The following is a 20,447-nucleotide window of genomic DNA, read 5'->3' as shown; positions in this document are numbered from 1 at the left end:
TCCGATTGAATACCGAGTCAAGGTACTTCCGTCGGACGGTGATAAGCTGGACGTTCTTGTGCTTGTGGACAACACATCGTGGAAGCTTTTGCAGACCGCGTGGTTAACCGCGAATCGCTAGCAAAATTCGAATCCAGGCGGCCTTACGATGGCAACACACTTGCAACGGTCCAGCGTACCGATGCCGGTTGGCGACATTTTGATTTGCACGAGGTTGGATAATCCTCAGTGGCTAATCAGAGGCTTCCACTCACATCAGCCTGCCGCCCGACGCGCGAAATCTTACGAACAATTGTCCTCCAGTGTCCTGTAAACGAATCACGCCAATACAGCCACCACACGCCCTGAAATATCAGGTTGCGATGTTTGCAGATCGACGACGCCGGAGCGAAAAAGTTCTAACGGTGTCCTGTCGCCCCGACTGACCTGGGTCACTATAGGTTCCGGTTTGGTTTTCTTAGCTTCTTTGAGTGCGATGGCTTGTAATTCACGCATGAATCAAGGTGCCACCGAACCCGAATGCGTACGCCGCTGCCAATATACATTTGTAGGGCGGCATGGTCGGCTTCATCAGCGGTTACTTCAACTTGATACTCCGTGTATTCGCTCGGCGACAACGATAGTACGCATTGGACAACAAAAATCGGAGGTCTTGTGACCAGAAACTGGAAGCGTTCGCTATGCGAAGCTCACTCGCGTGACCCGATTATTCGATGTTACAAACGATCCGCTGATAACGAACTAGTGCCGGTATACCGCTATCCGTGACCTCAACGATGATGTGAACATCTTTGCCTGATTCGCTCGGAACAATGAAGCTGGCGCGTTCTGCCGAGCCGTCTTTTTTAATGGTGACAGTCGCGGCGGCCGAATCAGCTTCAGAATACTGCCACCATCGAAACGTCAGTTCGTCGTCGTCGGGATCAGTCGCTGTTGCAGCGAGTTGCACTACTTCGCCCGGCTTGACGTTGCGAGTCAGGTCGCCATTCACTTTGATGACAGGATGGTGATTGGCTTCGGTGAACTCGTTCACGCACCAGTCGGCACGTGCTGCGAAATCGTTTTGCAAATCGCCGATCCATCGCCACTGAGGTTCGAGATAGGAAATCAATTCGGCGTCGTTGGGAATCTCCTTCTTCAATCGCTGCCGTCCCCAGGCCGAACCCGAAAACCAGCGACCCATCGGATATTGATAGCCGGACTCTGACACGGGGTCGAGCCACGTGTTTTCGCGGACCTTGACAAAGCGACCGCCCCAGCCGCCCCAATCCGGGGATTCATCGCTGCGCAGGCCGTTTGGAATGTTGTAGAAGAACGCTGGCGAATCACCCTCGGATCGAAAATCACCTTCTTCGAAACCCTTGTCGTCGCCCGTATGTGCCTTGTAAAGGGAGCACAGCAGGCCGTGATTCTCGAGGATGTTCGACTTCATCCACGAGCTGGCAAGATAAGTCTTCTGGTCCGTTGGGATGTACTTCTTCCAGTGATAGAATATCGCAATAAACTGATCGGAAATGATCGTCGGAATGCCGTATTTTCCCCAGTGCGGACGGATGTAGTTTTGGTAAGTTTCATCCTGCTCCCAGATGAAATAGAAGCGGATCTTCTTCGCCACCGCAGCCATCTTCTCCGGATGCTGCTGCTCGATCGTCTTCAACGCCCTTGCGATGGTGTTCGTTCCGCCCCAAGCCTGAATCCAGATCGGACGCTCGTCCGACTCGTCCAGCAAGACCTCGACGATTCGCTGCGAACCTGCGGTGACCTCGTCCATTTCCCCTTCCGACTTTACGTTTCCAAGCAACGTTCGAGACTGAAGGAACTCAGGCGTGGGATAGCGAGGGTCGTGCTTGATGAGGTTCGGATAGACTTTGGCATACGCCGCCAAATAGGGCTGTGCCCAGTCGTCTCCGGCCCAGTTGTGCCCATGAGCATGATACTGCGAACTGGAAGTGATGATTCCCTCGATGTCGAAATCGTTCGCGTAGAGCAGAAAACGGACTATCGAACATTCGTCGTCGATTTCGCCATCGCTCGTGACAATCACGCGTGGCTTATCCGATGCCACCAGCGAATCGTTTTGGCCTAGTAGCAACAGGGCCAACAGGACGAGCTGAAACCGAATTTTCAGAACGTGATACAAATGACTACTCACGGGGCTTCTCCGGCGTATTGATGTTGTTTTCCGGTTTCGTGTAGTCCACGAACACCGTCGGGTCTGTGCCGTTGAGATACTCCTCGACGTTGGTGTATCCGTCGCCGTCCTTGTCGGACGCGTGGTCATCGGCATTGTTAGCGTCAAAGCCGTATTTGCCTTCCCAGTCATCGGGCATGCCGTCGCTATCGGAATCGGTGGGGGCTGTTCCGCTCTTCAAGTCCGGCCAACCGCCAACGTCCTTTGGCGTGGTGATGATGCCGTTCTTGCCATGGGTGCCGGTGCCATTGCGGACCTCTTCGGTGATGCGTGCATCGATCGAATCACGCATTGGCAATGAGCATCCAGCATGTTCAAGAACAGCCCGATAAGCTTCCATTGGGGATTGCTGGTGAATGGGCATCCCCTTCCACGGCTCCGCGAGCTTCTGAAAGGAATTGCCAGCCACGCCCAGCCAGTTGTCAGCAGTCACATCGGGAGCCCCGTCGACATGATTACCAGCCACATGCCAACTGCCGGTATCGTCATCGCCGCGGCTCGACGGATTTGCAATACGAGAACTCACGTCGCTGCGTGTCGCGGGACCGGGTTTATAGAAATTGGCCACCATGTTAATCGTCGAGAAGGGGATGGGTGGATTCCGCCGATCTCCCTTTTGTTGTGCCTCCCCGCCATAGCTGCTTTCATAACCCCAATTGTAAAGCACGTTGTTACGGTAATCGTTGAACCCACATCCTGATGCCCAACGGGGGTTTCGACTGTCGTTGTGAGCCATCAAATTGTGATGATAGGTGCCGTACTGGTTGCCCCAGATGCCGCCAAAACGATGCGACCCGTCAGCTTTCGCGCAAGCTTCGGTGATCATGCACCATTGAATGGTGACGTTCTCGTTGTGGTACAGAGAAAGCACCTCGTCAGTGCTCCAACTGGCCGACACGTGATCCAGAATGATGTTCTTCTTATATCGAGTGCCAACGGCGTCCCCCTCGTGATCGGTTCGGACTCTGAGATACCGAATGACGACATCATTGGCGTCGATGCTAAGATTTCCTTTGATCGTGATGCCACCGCCGGGTGCGGACTGGCCGGCGACAGTGATGTGGTCGTGCCGGATTCGCACATCGCCGTCGATCGTGCCCGCCACCTTGAACACGACGATGCGCGGCCCCTCGACTTCGCAAGCCGCCAGCAGGCTGCCCGGCCCCGAGTCGTTCAGGTTCGTCACCGCTATCACGCGTCCGCCGCGCCCGCCTGGGGTGCTGGCTCCATATCCTTCCGCTCCAGGAAATGCTGGGAGGTCTCCCGCAATGGCCTGTCCGGTCGTGATAAGCAAGAGCACAAGGGCAGGCATCAATGGCAGCAGAAACTTCATAAGAATCTCCTCGTTATGTTTGGGGGGAAAGCATCGTGGTCCGTTGGCCGAACTCTGTCGGCACGTTGTGGTCAGCGTGTTCCCAACAATCGAGGAAGATGGCGCCACCAACATCGCCGCATTTTATCTACTATTTGCCGCAAGTCTCACTGTTTCGGACGCGATACTCACGGTATTCTAAGGTGCATGAAACAATTCGACACCAGACGCCCCGAGTTCTCTCCCTACGGCTTCACGTGCGAGCTGTGGAAACCGGCTCGCATGCCCCGACCGGACCGACACAACGAGGTCGAACTGAATCTGCTCTCGTCTGGTTCGCTGAGTTACCTCCTCGGCGGACGTCGGACGATTATCGATGCACGACGCCTCGCAATTTTCTGGGCGGCGATGCCCCATCAAATTGTCGACTTCGAAGGAGCGTCGCCTTACTTCGTCATTACCTTGCCGCTGAGCGATTTCCTGCGGGCTGGCACTGATTCCGGTCTGGTGAGTCGAGTCCTTCAGGGCGAACTCCTCATTGACTCGATGCAGGACAACGTGGACGAGATGATATTCCATCGGTGGGAGCAGGAACTGGGAAATGGCGATCCTTCGTTGGAGCTGGCGGCAAAATTGGAGGTGCGTGCGCGGCTGCTGCGATTAGCAGCCAGGGTCTCAAAAGCGACAACGCCACGTTCCACCCCGATGCTTTCGCGGGCGGATCAACTTGCCTGCTATATCGCGAGAAACTATCAGCAACCGCTGACGTCCGAGTCAATTGCTGAAGCCATTGGCCTGCATGCAAACTATGCCATGAGCCTATTTCGGAAGACGTTCGGCACCACGATAACCTCATTCGTCGCCCAGCACCGCATCTCGCATTCACAGCGTCTGCTGATTACGACCGACAACGCTATCCTGAACATCGCGTTGGACTCAGGTTTCCAGAGTCTTAGTCGATTCAATGAAGTCTTCAAAGCTGTCTGCGGTTGCTCGCCGCGAGAATACCGAAAAGAACATTGTGCAACAGTTGGTCGTCACCCGTCATCCCTCTAGAATCACATCAGTAACATACGAAGCCTATGACATGCAGTGGTGAATTTCACCGCCAGCTATTTCGCGTGGACTCGCGACCACGAACGCCAGGCGGCTGGAGTGAATCCCTGTGGCAAGTCAAATCAACTTGTTGAGCGTCAAAGAAAACGCTTAAATGTGACCCCCGTCCATTTTGTACAAGCGTAGATCCTTCTGCCCCAAAATCGCAGCCTACCTGCTTGCTCCGGTTTCATCGATCGGGCGATTCTCTGTTATCCGCCTCCGGAGCACCGAAACATATCAAATCGGTGGGCTGGACCAAATCGATTTTGCTTAAGGAAGTGGATTGGTTGTCTTGTGCAAGCTGGGCAGATTTTTGGTTTCGCTTCTCTGCAATGGTCAGAAAACAATCCGTCAGCTCTGACGTTATCTATCTACATGCCGCCCGTACAGTCGCCGAAATCCTTCTAGGTTTTGGCACTGGTTAAAGCAAATATCGCTTGAATATTGATTGCCAGGATCCCACTTGTTGAGGATCAGCAGTAGCAACAGGTGGGTCATAAGAAACGCAGAGTGCGCTAGTGTAAATGTCTTAATCGTGGCTTTGCTGCTTATGAACGGAGAAGGCTTGGTTCCGTGGAGCCTCTCGTTCCGATAAGTGTAGAGAAACCCGTTTAACAAAAATGACAGCCGTACTTCGGTAGAAAAAACAAACTTCGTGCCAAAGAGCTCGATCTCAGATCCTGCCATCATTTTACGCACCACAATTCCCGCCTTACGTACGCCGACAGCTGGTACGGTCCCATGCCCAAACTTCTTTGCTAACGCGTCCAAGAAATGCCGTACCATTTGAGTGTTTCTTGGATACAGCAAAATCCGTTTCGTAACCCTTCCTCTCTGTCTCTCATTCGTAGCGGCGGGGTCAAATGAATGAAGGATCCGCTTGGCAAGAAACTTGCACGATTGAAGTAGAAGAGCAGAAAGGCTTTCATCGATCGCTAGTGCAATTCGTTGGTTGTTGTTGTATTGCTGAGTCCAAATCAAAGGTATTGAGAATTGACGGAGATTGTCATAGAAACTCAACTCAGAGTTCTCACCGATCGATATCCCATGTAGGTGTTTGCAGGACATGTCCAACGCTTCCCAGGTGGAATCAAAAGAACAGTCGATTCGTCTCGGCATGAAATCAAGAGCCTCAATTAGCAGAGACAACACAGCATCATAGATTGTTTCTGAACTTCCGTTAAACTGAAACGAATGAAGAAGCTGGGGTGATTCTTCCGCACACGCTCGAGAAATTGTTGTTCAATCCGGAACATCAAAGTTTCGCCAGGAGCCTGGATGTTGGCTTTCCATCGCTTAAAGAAATCGGTTTGGAACTGTTGGTGAGAATTCATCCTGCAGCCTGAATCGTACATTTCCACAACAACCCCTGGTTTCCCATTCGACTCACTGGACAAGATCTGCCGCCTAGCGGAGAGTAAAACGGCTTTGGCCGATTGCGTGTCGCAAATACATATTTACTTGGGACGGTCCAGTTTTATCGACCGGACGATTCTTTGGTGTCGACACTGCCAATGCGTGATTCAATCGATGCACGCATCACCGAAGAGGTCCACGATGGCACCGACACCCATGGCAGGAACGGCATGCTGAGCGAAGATCTGCTCCGTTCGATAAAACCGGCGCAAGTTTCAGTAATGTCGAATTTGCGTCTAACCCAGCGAATCCGGGTCATCCATTGCGATCAAATAAGACGGACGTAGACTATTCGGCTTGGTTGCAACGGGTTCTTGTCAAATTCCCGTTTAGCGGAAAAGGGTATCGAAACTTTCAGATGCTCTCGGCGGTAGCCACGCTGCGAAATAGCGGATTAACTTGTGACGAATGCAGGCGTGTGATACAGGCCTGGTTAGCTGATGCGGACGAGTTGTTTTCCGAGGTTGTCGCCGTCGAAGAGCCCGATGAAGGCAGCGGGTGCGTTTTCGAGGCCCTCGGTGATTGATTCTTTCCAAACCACTTTGTCGGCTTTGATCAGCTTCGTCATTTCTCGGACAAACTCGTCCTTTGCATCGAGGTGATCACGAACGATGAACCCTTGCATGCGAATGCGTTTGCCGATGACCTGAAATAGGTTTCGGGGTGCCGGGATCGGTTCGGTCGCGTTGTAAGTCGAGATCATTCCACATTCCACACAGCAGCCGAAATCATTTATGACATCGAGTGCGGCTTCCAAGTGGTCGCCTCCGACATTGTCAAAGTAGACGTCGATTCCGTCCGGTGCATTCTCGGCCAACTCGCCGACCAAGTCACTCGTCTCTTTGTAATTGATGACCTTGTCGATCCCCGTCTTCTGCTTGAGCCACTCGATCTTCTCCGCCTTACCTGCACTACCGATCACACGGCAATCTTTTGCTTTGGCAAGTTGGACCACGATTGAACCGACCGCGCCCGACGCGGCGGAAACAAACACGGTGCTACCTGATTGGAGACTGGCGATCCGATTCAAACCCACCCATGCCGTTAGCCCCGTCATACCTAGTACACCCAAAAACGCTTGGATCGGAGCGAGGTTCGGGTCGATTGGAGTGACGCCGTCGCCGTTCGATTTCCAATATTCACGCCAACCGAGACTACCTAACACAGTGTCGCCTTTGCTAAAGTCTTTGTTGCGAGACTCGATGACCTCGCCGATGCATCCGCCTTCAAGAGGTTCATCAATCTGGAATGCTGGGACATAGCTGTCAGCACTTTTCATTCGACCCCGCATGTAGGGATCAACAGACATCCAACTGTTTTTGACAAGGAACTCTCCATCATCAATCGGTCCGATCTCCGTGAACTTCATTTTGAAATTCGATGACGTCGGTGCACCCGTCGGGCGTGAGGTGAGAACGATTTGTTGCGACTTCATCACTTGAGACGATTGGGTAGTCACGAGGCTGCTCTTATGGGTGGAAGGAGTGTTCTTTCTTACAAAGCGTTTTGCTCACGCGCCGCGTAGACGCATACGGGTTCCTTTATCTCGCTGAAGCACTCAAGTTCTCTTCCTTGCTCTCATGATAGGTGGGAAAATCAGTGAAGCCTTCTGGTCCGGGCGAATACCAAACGTCTTGCGATGCCTGTTCATTGAAGTCCCAATCATTTGCAAATCGCTCCACCAAATCGGGATTGCTGATGAAAGGTCTGCCGAAAGCAACCATGTCCGCAAGTCCATCTGCGACCGCCTGTTCGGCTTGATCGCGATCGTAACCACAGTTCGCCATTAATCGGCCGCTGTACACTTCGCGAATATCTTTCAGCGTGATCGGATCACCTAGTTCATGAAATCCGAATGCCAAACCATCTAGAATGTCGAGCCACGCGAGTTTGTAGTTGCTCAATTGCTCCGCGACATATAGAAAGGTTTCTCGAAAGTCGGGTGACCCCATCTGATTAAACTTCCCGTTCGGCGAGATGCGAACGCCAATCCGAGAAATATCAAAAGCGGTTTTACAGGCGTCGATGATCTCGCGGACGAGCCGAAAACGATTCTCGAGACTTCCTCCGTACTGGTCTGTTCGATGATTCGTCTTCGATTGAAGAAACTCATCCAGCAGGTAACCGTTTCCAGCGTGAATTTCGATCCCGTCGAAACCCGCCGACTTCGCCCGTTCTGCTGCGGCGCGGTAGTCTTCGACCAATCGCGGGATTTCGTCTGTTCGCAAGACGCGTGGTGTCTCGTACAGCTTCTTGTCGCCTGATGGAGTGCGAATCGAGTCGTCTTCGATCCCAATCGCTGAGGGTGCTACCGGAGCAGAACCATCGTGAAAATCACTGTGCGAAGCCCGTCCTGTGTGCCACAGTTGCATGAAGAAAGGTGTCTGATGATTTTCGTGAACTGCGTCAACGACTTGCATCCAGGCATCGGCCTGCTCATCACTCCAAATTCCAGGAGCACCGACCCAACCAATAGCTTCTTTGGAGATGAACGTGCCTTCGGTGATAAGAATTCCTGCTGATGCTCGTTGCGCATAATAGCGTGCCATCAACGCATTTGCCGTCATCGTTTTTTCGGCTCGGCCGCGTGTCATCGGCGACATCGCGACTCGATTCTGGGCGACAAGACCGTCCCATTGGAACTCGGACATTAGATTGGGTGCGAATTGATTCATTTGAGTCTCTTTCGATACAGTTTTTGGGTTCGGATGAATTGACTGATGTGCCGAGCACGCGGCAAAGTTGCTACTACTTGCTACCGCAGTGTATCAGTTTTTCGTTGATGAACTCGAGGATGCCGAGGTGCGAAAGCTCGCGTCCGTAGCCCGAGTTCTTGATGCCACCGAACGGAAGTTCAGCTTGAGACTGGGTAGGTTGGTTGATGAACATCATTCCCGTCTCCACTTGCTCAGAGACGCGGCGACCACGCTCGACGTCAGCGGTGAAGACGCTGCCGCCCAGGCCGTAGGACGAATCGTTGGCGAGCTTGATTGCTTCGGCTTCATCTTCGACGACGTACACCGTCGCGACCGGGCCGAAAATCTCTTGATCGAAGGTTGGCATATCCTTCGTTACATTTGTCAGGATGGTCGGATTGAAGTAGGCGCCGTCGCAATCAGGTCGATCGCCCCCCAAGACCACAGTGGCACCCGCGTCTATCGCCGACTGCACTTGTTTCTGCACTGTGACGGCGGCGTCTTCGGAAGACAGTGGCGACAGCGTCGTGTCGGTGTCCATCGGGTCGCCGAGTTTCAACGACTCCATTTGCTTCTTAAATCCATCCATAAACTTGTCCGCCACCGCCTTGACGACGATGAATCGTTTCGATGCCACGCAGGACTGACCGGCGTTGACGATTCGGCCTTTGACGGCTTGCTCTATCGTATGATCGAGGTCCGCATCTTCGAGAACAATGAACGGATCGTTGCCGCCGAGCTCAAGAACACTGCGTTTGAGGTTCTTGCCGGCGACGGTAGCCACGGAAGCTCCCGCAGGTTCGCTGCCGGTCAACGAGACCCCTTGGACGCGAGAGTCAGAGATGATCGCTTCCACGAATTCGCTTGAAACAAAGAGGTTGGTGTAGACGCCACTTGGTAAACCACAATCGTTAAACAGTTCTTCGATCGCAACCGCACACTGCGGAACGTTACTGGCGTGTTTTACCATGACAGTGTTGCCAGCCATGATGTTGGGGGTAGCAAAACGCACGACTTGATAGAAGGGAAAGTTCCAGGGCATTACACCCAACAGAACGCCAAGTGGTTGGTAACAAAGATACGCGTTCGCACCGTTAACGTTCATTTGCTGATCGGCCAGAAATGCCTCAGCACCGTTGGCGTAAAACTCTGCTATGTTCGCGCAGTACTCAATTTCATACTGGCTTTCGCAGATCCGTTTACCCATTTCCAAAGTGATCATTCGAGCGTACTCATCCGCGTCAGCTCGCAGGAGATTGGCGAACTTCTGCAAGAAAGTTTTGCGTTCATCGAATGTGCTTTCTCGCCATTTTTGAAAAGCCGTGTGGGCGCCGCCGATGGCATCCATCACGTCATCCTTGGTCATCGGCTCAAACGTTTTGATCGTTTCGTTGGTCACTGGATTGATAGTTGCAATGGTCATCAGTGAGATCTCCGGTAGTTGAGTTGAGGTATTCGTGTCACCGCAATCGACTGGCTTACTGCTTGCCTATCTTGGCCCAACAAGCAACTTTCTTGTCGAAGCTGGTTTCGCCCTCAGACGCCCTGCAGTTTTCCAACCAATTTTCGTGTTGCAAAACGTGGCAAGAAGCCTGTCGACGTGACCATCAAGCGATTTTTCCAGCCGGGAATTACGACGTCTTGATTGTCACGGTAGCCTTCGTAACCGGCTTTCGCTACGGTTTGGGCGGACATCGTGGAGGATGAAAACATATCGAGCTTGCCCATGCCGGAGTCTTCGGCGAAACTCGACTCGGTCGGACCGGGTTCTAGACAAGTGACATGCAAGCCGGTGTCAGCGAGTTCCTCTCGCAACCCTTCGGTAAACGACAAAACGTAGGCTTTACTCGCGTAGTACACCGACATGTTCGGGCCAGCTTGGTACGCGGCGATCGACCCCACGTTCAAAACACCGCCACGACCACGCTGGATCATGCCGGGTAACAAGGCTCGCGTCAGACGCGTCAGCGCCACAACGTTCAACATCAACATGTCGGTTTGTCGGTCGATCGACAATTCCGCGAACTTTCCGAGAGCACCCATTCCCGCATTATTGACCAGCGTGTCGATATCGATGGCATGCTCGCGCAGTTGTTGGCTAATCTGATCGACACCATCCGTCGTAGCGAGGTCGCTGCAGATGACAGTTGCACCAACACCCTGGTCCTCGCGAATTTGGTCAGCGAGATCGTTCAATCTGGCTTCACTGCGAGCGACCAGCACGACATCATCACCGCCTGCGGCGAACTGGATCGCCAGTTCTTTGCCAATTCCGGATGAAGCGCCCGTAATGAGTGTAGTTGCCATAATTCGACTTAAATTCCAGTAAGAGTGATTGCAGCGAAGTGATCGGTGTGGCTCGGTTAATCACAGCAGCTGTCTGGTGAGATCGTCGAACAGGTCACGAGCCAGACAACGCAATTGGTGTGCCAGGACGCGAATCGAACCGGAAAGGTTGGTGGACTGGTCGGTTAGCGACCGGCCTAGCTGATGGCATGGCAGATGAAGTAGTTGAATTCCGGAGCGATGACAGCAATCCAACGAGTCCAGGCTAATTTCGAGTTGCGTCGACACAGAACTGAATCATTGTCATTCAGGCCAACGCAAACTTGCCCTTGGTTTATGATGGTTAGGCGTCTGTCCAGAATGCAGAACGCCCTAGATCAATCTGCCATTTCAGGAATCGAGTTAGTGAAATTTATAATCCTCCAATCGGTATGTGCATTAGCTCTCTTCGCCACAACTGCCGCCGGCGAAACCAGCAATTACCCACAGTTTCGCGGTGTGCACCAGAACGCGACGTCGACGTCTCCGCTACCAATTCATTGGTCTGACGCCGATGGGCAACGGAAAGGTGTCCGATGGAAGATCGATCCTCAGGGAGAGGGATGGTCGCAGCCGGTGGTTTGGCAGGATCGACTGTATCTGACCACGGCTGTGCCGCAGGACTCCGCGAACGCAGAATCGACCAAGCCAGAAAACTACAACGGCGGCTACGGTCGAAACCGTAATGATTTGGTAAACGTGGTTTATCAATATCAAGTGCTTTGCATCGACCGTGCCTCGGGCAAAGAAGTTTGGCGTCGGACGGTCAAAACCGGAATCCCTCCGATTTCACGCCACACAACCAATACGTATGCGACTGAAACCCCGGCCATCGATGGAGAACGGATTTACGCTTACTTCGGAATGAATGGCGTGCACTGCTTGGACCTCCAGGGTAATGTCGTTTGGCAAACCGACTTGGGCGTCTACGAAATGCGGGCCGGATGGGGAACTGCTAGCTCAATTGCACTGCAAGATAATCGCTTGTTCATACAGGTGGACAATGAACAGCAGTCGTTCCTGACTTGTTTGGACACCAAGTCTGGTAAAGAAGTCTGGCGGACCAACCGCAGTGAAAGCTCCCAATACAGCAGCCCGTTCCTTTGGAAAAACTCGCAGCGTACCGAATTGATTGTTGGCGGAATGGTCTATCGTTCTTATGATCCTCAAACAGGTAGGCTCCTGTGGCAAATAGACATGGACAAGGGTCGCAGCTCAGCTACACCGACCGCCGTTGGTGACCGATTATTCATTGGCAACGAATTTCGAAATCGTGGCGGACCAGATGATGGCGGCGGACGGCTCTACTGCATCACGCCTGGTGGTGAAGGCGACATTACCCCACCCGACGACAGTATGACGGGCCCGTTTGTCCAGTGGCGAATGGATGATTCTGGTATCCAGATGGCATCACCGGTCTATTGCAAAGGCAAGCTGTATTTTTTTCAGCGGAGGGCGGGGATTGTCACCTGCGTCGATGCTTCAACTGGAGAAAAAATATTCGAATCACGAGTCCGCGGGGCGAGATCATTCTGGGCTTCGCCATGGTCAGACGGGCGTTATGTCTACGCCTTGGACGCCGGCGGTAGTACGCACGTTATTGAGCCAGGTGACTCACTGGAGACGATTGCCGTCAATGAACTTGGCGATCAGATGTCATGGGCCACCCCAGCATTGACTGATAGCGAGATCTACTTGCGAACTGTCGATCATTTGTACTGCATCGTCGGCGTTGAGTCGGCGGATCATCGGTAGTGTCGAGTCGCGTATCAGTTACAATCATAGGGTGGCTCAAGTACAAAACATGAAACAAGCTTGCATCGTCAAAACACTTTTCGGATCGATAATCGTCAATGGAAAACACTTCAGTCAGTCTCCTCGACCAATTTCAACTATCGGGTCAGTCGGATTCTTGGGATCGATTGCTGACTCTGTATGGGCCGCTGCTGCGTCGTTGGATATTAAAGGACGAAGTGAAAGCGAGCGATGCGGATGATTTGGTCCAAGACGTTTTGCTCGCGGTTGCCAACGACATCAAACAATTCGAGCATCGCGGACACGTTGGAGCCTTTCGCGGTTGGCTGAAAACAATTCTGCTAAACCGTCTTCGCAAACACTGACGTTGCAGAGACCGCAAGCCGGGTGGATTCGGTGGCTCAGAGATGGATGCGAAACTCGCCGCGTTGGAAGACCCGGCCAGTGAAATTTCCCTGATTTGGAATCAGCAGCACGATCAATATGTACTGCGGCAATTGAAGGACCGTGGATTGCCTTCGAAGTTCTCGTGCCAGTGGCGCGAATCAATAGCACAGTCGCGTCGTCGTCCGACAAGCTATTTGGGTCTTGTGCCCTGATCGCATCATTCAATGCAGGAATGAAACGATCGGGTCGGTCGCACTCAAGACTTTGAATGATGCTCAGCAGTCCGTCGGCACCCATGAGTTCGCCATTCGCGTCTACCGACTCGACAACGCGTCGCTAAAAAGTAGTACCAAGTCGCCGTCTGAGAGCTTCAGGACGGTCTGAGTGTAACTTGCTTCATCAAAACACCTAGCGGAAAGTCGCTTAATTCGAGTGTCTCCGATGGCTGGGATATAGCAGTCCACTGCCTATCTAACTGCTGCAAACACAGGGGTTCGGGATGACCAGCATTACAAATGCGTGAGCCGTCTTGTTGGAGAGAAAAAAGAACAGACCACTGCGGTGGCAAACTGGTGGTTCGAAGCCAGCTCAGCAAACTGCTGGTTCATTTCAGCAACAAACCGGTTTTGCCGCACAATGTTGATATTGCGCCGCATCAGCTCCCGCAGACCGATTGCCAACTTTGATGCGTCGACACCGTGACCACTAACATCGGCCAGAAGAATTCGAGTGATTCTGCCTGAGGCGTATGAAAAGACATAATACACATCACCGCCACCTTGCGCTTGCTGATGGTGCTGACTGTAAATCCAGGCCTCCAGACCAGGCGTTTCAAGGTATCTGTCAGCCTGTCGGTTTCCACCCCACACCTCCATGCATTACATGCGCTGATGCCGCAGGCACTTCAATGAAGACTGGACGTGGACGTTTCACGATTGGAAGCAGGATCAAACATCACGGTTGTAATAGTTGTCACCAGCGTCTTGCTGGCAATCTGAAATTAGGTAGGGTGGATCGAATGGGTACGTTGGTGTTTCGGGACTGTAGAGAGTTATTATTGAAATACTCGCGATTTCGCGGGCCCGGATGGTAAAACGGAGCACGACAATCTCCCCGTTCTTTCGAGATTCATACGGTTATTTTAGCACACCCCGTGAAAGCACTTCGATCAACCAGCCTTTCACGAGAGTGATTCATTTGCCGAGGAGTGGATCCGATAGTCTTCACGAATACTGTTGCTTCCGCTGCAACGAAAGCAACGGTCTGCGTTTCTTGTGCGGACACTCGCTTTGTTTTTCCATTGCAGCGTCAAGTTGTCTACAAAGGTACCAACGCCGATGGGCATTGTATGGCTTGGTGAGGTGCTGCCATTAATGTAGCTAATGCTGTTCAATTGATCTCAGGTTCAACAAAATGACTTTAACTTGGAATCACAAAGAATGACAGGAAACCACTTGTTTTTTTGATTTTCACCGTGCCGGAGCCTCGGAGCATCCCAGATCTCGAGTCATGGTGAAATCTAGCAACCTTCGTCGCTGTATCGCAAGAGCCGAGTGCTGTTGTTTACATGTTATGATCGCGAGGGCTTTTCAATGATGAGACTCACCTAAGCAGACGGAAATGCGACTGCAATTGGGAGAGTGAGGCAGCCGCGCGAACTGCGGATCACCAATTATGATCTCAGTCGCCGATGCCTCGCAGATTTTCGTTTTCGACAAGCCGACGTAAGTCCAAGTGGTTCGCAGTGCCCCTGGTCTATTGATGAGTAATATTTTGTTACGCTCGTCCCTGGAAGGTTGCATGAATGCAATCACGTCTGGAGATGGCCGCGACGGTCACTGGCTTGATGGTGCGTCCCGCGTGGTGAAAGGGTCGTTGCCCGCTTCAGCAAACACGGGCTGCAGGTATTCTTGGACATTGCGAATCGCGGTGAACACGCGACCAAATGGACGATTGCTGTACGCGTCGGTTAAAGCGTCACTCTTGACGGGTTGCCCATGGCAATCGAATACTCCCATGATCTCCCCATCAGAGAAACGCTTGATAAGTTGACTGCCAGTCTTACGGAGCTTTCCAAACGACAATGATCGAATGTCGTGGTCATCGGCACGAATGCGTTTGATCAACCGATCGAAGTGATTCGGGATCATTTGGTTTGTGTTGCCGGCTTTAGTGGACTTATCCAGAGCAGTGCCCGCCCTATTGACCACTAACACCGCATGAGGGCCGTAGCCTGGGAATGTTCTGCGATGCTTCATCGCCCACTGGATGCCCTGGACAGTCAATGGGAAGAGAATGTGCTCTCCATAAACGCCGCTCTTGCGACGGACCCGCTTGATGAAGGAATCCTCCGCGGTCGATTTGAAGTCCAGAATTTCCTGGTGCCGGGGTGAGTGGGCCGAGAACAGGTGTACTTCGCCCACCAGTGTTGATGCGATCTCTGCACGACCGAAGCCGCAATTGAGCCCCATCAAAAGCAAAAGCCGATCAAACGGATGCCCATAGCGCATCAGCAGTTTCAGTTCATCAAATGAAAACGTGTCTACCTGCTCTAGGCTCTTTCGTGCATGGTCGACAGCAAGACGTCTGATTCGCGTGTCCATGTCGCCGAAAGCAATGGGTTTTGTCCACTCGAACCGCGAACTGGTGTCCAGCCATTTCAAGAAGCGAGTGAGTGCACTCAAGTAATTTTTGCAGCTTTTCGACGTCATCGGAGTCGTTGTTCTGAGCTTACAGGGGCGTCGACGCCAATACCCGATGAGTTCGTTGATTTCGGAAGCGTCTAACTCCGAAATCGGACGGTCCCCGTGATGCTGAATCAAAGTTTCCACCTGCTTCACCTGAGTTTTGCCCCAGGGAGAGATTTGGTTCGACTCTGGACGGTGGAACTCGCGTTCGAGGTACTCTTGATATTTCTTCATTGCTTGGTGCAGCGTTCCTTCGATCGCAATAGCGTCTGCTGACTCCTCGCACGAAGTCACTCCTGGGCGAGACAAGTGATGCGTATCGCTGGCGGGCACTTCGTCGTCAGCAAACAGTTTGACGGAAGCGAGGTCCGGCTTGGGCGAGGTGAGCGGCACTCCCGCAGCAACAAGCACCCTTTCAGACTCTTGCATCGCCAGAATTTTCGCGGGATCCACGTTTTCCAGTCGCGTGTGGACGGATGCAAGCTGGCCATCGTCGTTGATTGCTTCCAATCTCGTCAGATTTTCCTCTCCGATTCGATAGGCGCGTCGATCCTCCGGCAGAACGAGAATGACCGTGAAACGCTTTTGGAGTCTCTGCAGTCGCTCCGCGTAGTTCGTCGGCGTCTCACCGCCGTTGCGGGGCAGGACAAACTCACTTGCCCCTTTGGCGGTGGCTCGGGCCACTTCTAATTCGGTTTCGCACCAGAGTGGGGCCGGTTCGCGCGAGCGGCTCGCGATTACAGTCCAGATTTCACGAAGCTTGACCTCGCGAATCTCAGCCTGGCGGAGGTCGGTACCTAAGATGAATTTGTGCTGCTGCCGGATGCCGGATTTACTTAGCTTCCAGCCTATCTGCCGGGTGTAGTATCCCCGGCTGTCGGGTTTCCATTGACGACGCGCTCGCGTGACCATTTGGCAGCACTCCTGCCGGTCTTATCGGAACATTGGGGTCCCTGACAGGCTTCTTATCGGAACATTTATCGGAACATCGCATTTTCGAGACAAAACTGACTGCCCGAAAAAGACGTGAATACCAATAAAAATAGCCACTTACCGACTGGCGGCAAGTGGCTTTAAAGCGGAGGACACGGGACTCGAACCCGCAGCCCCTTACGGGGTACCTCAGTTCCAATGAGGCCGCTCACCAATTCGCTTATCCTCCGAACTTGGCTTCGCTATTCTGTGCTGGATTGCGTTTCCTCGCAACTGGTGGTGTTTTCCAGACCAACGGATTGGTAATGTAAATCTAAAAAACCCAGTGGAGAATGACGGATGGATAACGCGGCAATCGCAGATGTGTTTGACGAAATGGCGGAACTGCTGGAATTCCGCGGTGAAAATCCGTTCCGTATCCGGGCTTATCGCAACGGAGCCCAGGCGATCCGCGATCTCGACGAGCCGGTCGTGGCCATCATCAATGACCCCGATCGTAATCTCGCCGACATTTCGGGTATCGGCAAGACGATCAGTGAGAAAACAGAGACACTGATCCAAACCGGCGGGTTACCCCAATTGGAAGAATTGCGCCAAGCGGTCCCCCCAATTGTGATCCAAATGGCGAGGATCCCTGGATTGGGGGCCAAAAAAGCGATGAAATTACAGGAAGCTCTGGAAATTGAATCGCTCGACGACCTGAAACGCGCCTGTCAGGAGGAACGAATCCGCAAGGTCAAAGGATTTGGCCCCAAATCCGAAGAGACGATCCTGGACGGGCTGGCGATCGCCCAGCAGGCGGCCGAGCGAATTTATTGGTCCACTGGCGATGATTTGGCCACGACCATCGGCAACCACATGCAGTCGTGCGAGGGAATCGAGAAAATGAGCTGGGCGGGCAGCTACCGCCGCGGCCGTGAAACGATCGGCGACCTCGACTTGCTGGTCGTCGCCAAAGACCGCACCGCAGCGATGGACCACTTCGAAGCGTTTCCCCAGCAAAGCCAAACGATCGCGCGCGGCGATACCAAGATTTCGATTCGTGTCGCCAAAGCATTCCAAGTCGACATGCGTCTGGTCGAAGCAAACGAGTTTGGTGCAGCACTGCAGTACTTTACCGGTTCTCAGGCACACAATGTTCACATGCGGCGGATCGCCAAAGAACATGGGCTGAAAGTCAACGAGTACGGAGTGTTTAAAACCGAAGACGACTCGCGAATCGCTGGCGAAACCGAAGAAGAAGTCTACAAGGCAATCGGATTGCCTTGGATTACGCCCGAGCTTCGCGAAGATCGCAACGAGTTCACCTGGGCTGAAAAAGGCGAATTGCCCGAGCTGATTGAAACGTCCGACATCGTGGGCGATTTGCACATGCACACCAACGCGACCGATGGTACCGCAACGCTGCAAGAGATGGCCGACGCCGCGATCGCCCGAGGACTGAAGTACATCGCAATCACCGACCACAGCCAGCGTGTTTCGATGGCATTTGGATTGGATCCGAAACGACTTCGCGAACAATGGAAAGCGATCGATGCAATTCGCGATCAGTACGAAGGCCGGCTGGTAATCCTGAAAGGCATCGAGTGCGACATTCTCGAAAAAGGGGGAATGGATTTGCCGGACGATTGTTTGGCCGAAGCCGACTGGGTGCTGGCGAGTGTCCATTACGGTCAGAAACAACCACGCGACCAGATCACCGAACGGATTCTCGGCGCGATTGAAAATCCGCACGTCGACTGTATCGCGCATCCCACCGGACGGTTGATCAATCGTCGTCCACCCTACGAAGTCGATATCGACGCGGTGATGACGGCCGCAAAAGCTAACGGGACGCTGATGGAGCTGAACGCGAACCCGGCGCGATTGGATTTAAATGATGTGCATTTGGCGGCCGCCAAACGGCACGGAATCCCGATCGTGATCAGCACCGATGCGCACTCGACCGAGGGGCTGGACGTGATGCGATTCGGCATCAAGCAAGCACGTCGCGGCGGTTTGACCAAAGACGATGTGGCAAATACGCGGCCTTGGGACGAGATGAAGAAGTTAATGCGTTAAAGCGTTTGCGAGAATCGCGTGGGGCCGAGTTGTGATTGGCCGGTGAAGGCCGAGCGAGTAAGTGGAGACGCGCTGCAAGCGATGTTGCGCGGACGGCCCTCACCCGGACGAGGCCTAAAGGGCCCGTCCGACCTCTCCCGTGCTCCGCTCGGGAGAGGTGACCTGCAAACAGCCACCTCTCCCAAAACGAAGTTTAGGGAGAGGTCGAGCAGAGCCTTCAGCGATGCTCGGGTGAGGGCCGACCGAGCAAGTGGAGACGCACTACAAGCAAGGTTGCGCGGTCGGCCCTCACCCGGACGAGGCCTATGGGGCCCGTCCGACCTCTCCCGTGCTGCGCTCGGGAGAGGTGACTCGTATCGTCAACCATCTCTGCTGAATGCAGTATTGACGGCGAAACATGCTAGGTGAGCTGTACCAAGTCTTTGGACGCTAGTTTGCGATTGGCCTCGATCGCTTTCTGCTCTAGCTCAGGTGCAACGAGCTCGTAGTTGACACTGCGTTGCCGTGCTTCGAACCCGAGCTCTTCAATCGAGGCGCGGATTTGATCGAGCGTCAAGAAGTGCACCGTGCCGGCTTCGGCGACCACGTTTTCTTCGAGCATCAAGCTGCCCATATCGTTGGCGCCGAACAACAATGCCAACTGGCCGACCTTCAATCCTTGCGTGACCCAGCTGCTTTGAATGTTCGGTACGTTGTCGAGGAACAATCGCGATACCGCCAACGTTTTCAGGTACTCAAACGAGCCCTTCGGTGGGATGTGCGACAGTTCGGTATTGTCGGGCTGGAACGTCCAACAAATGAACGCGGTGAAACCACTCGTTTCATCTTGCAGTTCACGGACGCGGTGCAAATGCTCGATCCGCTCCTCCAGCGTTTCGACGTGTCCGAACATCATCGTACTGCTGCTGACGCCGCCCAGTTTGTGCCAGACTCGCATCACGTTTAACCAGTCATCGGTCATGACTTTGCCGCGAGTGATCTCGTTGCGAACGCGGTCGACCAGAATTTCGGCACCGCCGCCCGGGATGCTGCCCAAACCAGCTGCCTTGAGCCGCTTGAGCACTTCTTCGATCGAAAGGTTATTGACCTTGGTGAAATGGTGCAGTTCGGGTGGGCTGAATCCGTGAATGTTCACGTCGGGATAGGCACGTTTGATGTCGCCGAGCATCTCTTCGTACCATTCCAACTTGTATTTCGGATGCAGTCCGCCTTGCAGCAAGATTTGGTTACCGCCCAGCGCGACGGTCTCTTCGATCTTTGCCAACAATTCGGCGCGAGGCAACACGTAGCCTTCGTCACTTTTCGGACCACGATAGAATGCACAAAAATCACAGACCGCAGTGCAGACGTTGGTGTAGTTGATGTTCCGGTCGATGTTGTAGGTGCGGTAGGGCTCGGGATGCATCCGCCGCGAAACCGCTTCGGCAGCCGCCCCCAAAGCAGCCAGGTCGTGGCTTTCGAGCAAACGCAGTCCTTCGGCCGAGGTCAACCGTTGGCCCTCGATAGCTTTGTCCAAAATGTCACGGATCGAATTATCAGCGGCAGGAGCGATCATGATTTTTCAGTCGTCAAGGATTTCAGGGAGC

Annotated in this window: 15 protein-coding genes and 1 tRNA gene; 5 read left to right on the top strand and 11 right to left on the bottom strand. The window is 53.3% G+C overall.

The annotated features are described in order from the left end of the window. Positions 1-78: 78 nt before the first annotated feature. A complete protein-coding gene (locus tag ABX962_RS00175) occupies positions 79-222 on the top strand; it encodes a hypothetical protein (protein WP_372715464.1) in 144 nt (47 codons plus the stop codon). Between the two features lie 96 nt (positions 223-318). Here the strand turns inward: ABX962_RS00175 and ABX962_RS00170 are convergent, their stop codons facing one another. The 3 genes from ABX962_RS00170 to ABX962_RS00160 all read right to left on the bottom strand — a co-directional run bounded on the left by ABX962_RS00170 (position 319) and on the right by ABX962_RS00160 (position 3,524). Continuing rightward, positions 319-495 (bottom strand): hypothetical protein, encoded by a 177-nt coding sequence (locus ABX962_RS00170; protein WP_372715462.1) that lies wholly within the window; start codon positions 493-495, stop codon positions 319-321. A 211-nt stretch (positions 496-706) separates the two neighbouring features. After that, positions 707-2,152 (bottom strand): nucleoside hydrolase-like domain-containing protein, encoded by a 1,446-nt coding sequence (locus ABX962_RS00165; RefSeq protein ID WP_372715460.1) that lies wholly within the window; start codon positions 2,150-2,152, stop codon positions 707-709. Then, positions 2,145-3,524, bottom strand: a complete 1,380-nt coding sequence (locus ABX962_RS00160) for a polysaccharide lyase family 1 protein (RefSeq protein ID WP_372715458.1) — start codon at positions 3,522-3,524, stop codon at positions 2,145-2,147. The genes ABX962_RS00165 and ABX962_RS00160 overlap by 8 nt, the downstream gene beginning before the upstream one ends. Positions 3,525-3,785: 261 nt before the next feature. On the opposite strand from ABX962_RS00160, the gene ABX962_RS00155 reads away from it, so the two are divergent. Beyond that, complete coding sequence (locus ABX962_RS00155) at positions 3,786-4,559, top strand: helix-turn-helix domain-containing protein (protein ID WP_372715456.1); 774 nt, start codon at positions 3,786-3,788, stop codon at positions 4,557-4,559. Between the two features lie 1,891 nt (positions 4,560-6,450). On the opposite strand, the gene ABX962_RS00150 is transcribed toward ABX962_RS00155, so the two are convergent. From ABX962_RS00150 to ABX962_RS00135, 4 genes are all read right to left on the bottom strand, one after another. After that, the gene (locus ABX962_RS00150) at positions 6,451-7,452 is read right to left on the bottom strand and encodes an NADP-dependent oxidoreductase (RefSeq protein ID WP_372715502.1); all 1,002 of its coding nucleotides are present in this window, start codon (positions 7,450-7,452) and stop codon (positions 6,451-6,453) included. A 106-nt stretch (positions 7,453-7,558) separates the two neighbouring features. Beyond that, complete coding sequence (locus ABX962_RS00145; RefSeq protein WP_372715454.1) at positions 7,559-8,692, bottom strand: alkene reductase; 1,134 nt, start codon at positions 8,690-8,692, stop codon at positions 7,559-7,561. A gap of 73 nt (positions 8,693-8,765) precedes the next feature. Beyond that, entirely contained in the window at positions 8,766-10,136 is a 1,371-nt protein-coding gene (locus ABX962_RS00140; protein ID WP_372715452.1) for an NAD-dependent succinate-semialdehyde dehydrogenase, read from the bottom strand. Positions 10,137-10,249: 113 nt separating this feature from the next. After that, positions 10,250-11,020, bottom strand: coding sequence for an SDR family NAD(P)-dependent oxidoreductase (locus tag ABX962_RS00135; RefSeq protein ID WP_372715450.1), 771 nt, complete (start codon positions 11,018-11,020; stop codon positions 10,250-10,252). Between the two features lie 384 nt (positions 11,021-11,404). On the opposite strand from ABX962_RS00135, the gene ABX962_RS00130 reads away from it, so the two are divergent. Both ABX962_RS00130 and ABX962_RS00125 read left to right on the top strand, forming a co-directional pair. After that, the gene (locus ABX962_RS00130; RefSeq protein ID WP_372715448.1) at positions 11,405-12,793 is read left to right on the top strand and encodes a PQQ-binding-like beta-propeller repeat protein; all 1,389 of its coding nucleotides are present in this window, start codon (positions 11,405-11,407) and stop codon (positions 12,791-12,793) included. A gap of 98 nt (positions 12,794-12,891) precedes the next feature. Next, complete coding sequence (locus tag ABX962_RS00125) at positions 12,892-13,158, top strand: RNA polymerase sigma factor (protein WP_372715446.1); 267 nt, start codon at positions 12,892-12,894, stop codon at positions 13,156-13,158. Between the two features lie 531 nt (positions 13,159-13,689). On the opposite strand, the gene ABX962_RS00120 is transcribed toward ABX962_RS00125, so the two are convergent. The 3 genes from ABX962_RS00120 to ABX962_RS00110 all read right to left on the bottom strand — a co-directional run bounded on the left by ABX962_RS00120 (position 13,690) and on the right by ABX962_RS00110 (position 17,029). After that, positions 13,690-14,055, bottom strand: coding sequence for a SpoIIE family protein phosphatase (locus tag ABX962_RS00120; protein ID WP_372715444.1), 366 nt, complete (start codon positions 14,053-14,055; stop codon positions 13,690-13,692). A gap of 960 nt (positions 14,056-15,015) precedes the next feature. Next, positions 15,016-16,779 (bottom strand): hypothetical protein, encoded by a 1,764-nt coding sequence (locus tag ABX962_RS00115; RefSeq protein ID WP_372715442.1) that lies wholly within the window; start codon positions 16,777-16,779, stop codon positions 15,016-15,018. Positions 16,780-16,946: 167 nt separating this feature from the next. Further along, positions 16,947-17,029 (bottom strand) — tRNA-Ser (locus tag ABX962_RS00110). Between the two features lie 110 nt (positions 17,030-17,139). Here ABX962_RS00110 and polX point away from each other — a divergent pair. After that, positions 17,140-18,861, top strand: a complete 1,722-nt coding sequence (polX, locus tag ABX962_RS00105) for a DNA polymerase/3'-5' exonuclease PolX (protein WP_372715440.1) — start codon at positions 17,140-17,142, stop codon at positions 18,859-18,861. Positions 18,862-19,261: 400 nt separating this feature from the next. On the opposite strand, the gene mqnC is transcribed toward polX, so the two are convergent. Further along, a complete protein-coding gene (mqnC, locus tag ABX962_RS00100; protein ID WP_372715438.1) occupies positions 19,262-20,416 on the bottom strand; it encodes a cyclic dehypoxanthinyl futalosine synthase in 1,155 nt (384 codons plus the stop codon). Between the last annotated feature and the right edge of the window lie 31 nt (positions 20,417-20,447).

The sequence above is a fragment of the Novipirellula sp. genome (assembly GCF_041583735.1).
GTDB lineage: Bacteria > Planctomycetota > Planctomycetia > Pirellulales > Pirellulaceae > Novipirellula.
The sequence above is the reverse complement of the archived record's forward strand: the minus strand, read 5'-3'. Positions and strand labels throughout refer to the sequence as shown.

Excerpts from the sequence above, each read along its gene's own strand:
- ABX962_RS00170 (WP_372715462.1), bottom strand. The coding sequence starts at position 495 with ATGCGTGAATTACAAGCCATCGCACTCAAAGAAGCTAAGAAAACCAAA.
- ABX962_RS00160 (WP_372715458.1), bottom strand. The coding sequence starts at position 3,524 with ATGAAGTTTCTGCTGCCATTGATGCCTGCCCTTGTGCTCTTGCTTATC.
- ABX962_RS00155 (WP_372715456.1), top strand. The coding sequence starts at position 3,786 with ATGCCCCGACCGGACCGACACAACGAGGTCGAACTGAATCTGCTCTCG.
- ABX962_RS00150 (WP_372715502.1), bottom strand. The coding sequence starts at position 7,452 with ATGAAGTCGCAACAAATCGTTCTCACCTCACGCCCGACGGGTGCACCG.
- ABX962_RS00145 (WP_372715454.1), bottom strand. The coding sequence starts at position 8,692 with ATGAATCAATTCGCACCCAATCTAATGTCCGAGTTCCAATGGGACGGT.
- ABX962_RS00140 (WP_372715452.1), bottom strand. The coding sequence starts at position 10,136 with ATGACCATTGCAACTATCAATCCAGTGACCAACGAAACGATCAAAACG.
- ABX962_RS00135 (WP_372715450.1), bottom strand. The coding sequence starts at position 11,020 with ATGGCAACTACACTCATTACGGGCGCTTCATCCGGAATTGGCAAAGAA.
- ABX962_RS00125 (WP_372715446.1), top strand. The coding sequence starts at position 12,892 with ATGGAAAACACTTCAGTCAGTCTCCTCGACCAATTTCAACTATCGGGT.
- ABX962_RS00120 (WP_372715444.1), bottom strand. The coding sequence starts at position 14,055 with ATGGAGGTGTGGGGTGGAAACCGACAGGCTGACAGATACCTTGAAACG.
- ABX962_RS00115 (WP_372715442.1), bottom strand. The coding sequence starts at position 16,779 with ATGGTCACGCGAGCGCGTCGTCAATGGAAACCCGACAGCCGGGGATAC.
- polX (WP_372715440.1), top strand. The coding sequence starts at position 17,140 with ATGGATAACGCGGCAATCGCAGATGTGTTTGACGAAATGGCGGAACTG.
- mqnC (WP_372715438.1), bottom strand. The coding sequence starts at position 20,416 with ATGATCGCTCCTGCCGCTGATAATTCGATCCGTGACATTTTGGACAAA.